Here is a 419-nt window from a genome sequence, read left to right on the forward strand (position 1 = left end):
AAGGGCGGGCCGGAGCGCTGGCGGCTTTGGTGCTGGGTGACGGCTCGGGGCTCAGTCGCGAAGATTGGCGCATTCTGCAACACACCGGCACCGTGCATTTGCTGGTGATTTCCGGCCAGCACATCGGCCTGTTGGCGGCGGTCATGTACCTGTTGGTCGCCGGATTGGCCCGTCTGGGCGTGTGGCCACTGCGCTGGCCATGGCTGCCGTGGGCCTGCGGTCTGGCGTTCGCGGCGGCGCTCGGCTACGCGTTGCTGGCCGGGTTTGACGTGCCGGTGCAACGCGCCTGCGTGATGGTGGGGCTGGTGTTGCTGTGGCGCCTGCGCTTTCGTCATCTGGGCGCGTGGTGGCCGCTGTTGCTGGCGTTCAATGGCGTGCTGTTGGTCGATCCACTGGCCGGGTTGCGGCCGGGGTTGTGG

General features: G+C 68.3%; 1 pseudogene. It reads left to right on the forward strand.

What is annotated here, in order from left to right:
* Window positions 1–86: 86 nt before the first annotated feature.
* Window positions 87–419: pseudogene (locus DBR24_RS33640) on the forward strand (ComEC/Rec2 family competence protein); the annotation flags it as partial.

The organism is Pseudomonas sp. HMWF006 (genome assembly GCF_003061205.1).
Lineage (GTDB): Bacteria > Pseudomonadota > Gammaproteobacteria > Pseudomonadales > Pseudomonadaceae > Aquipseudomonas > Aquipseudomonas monsensis.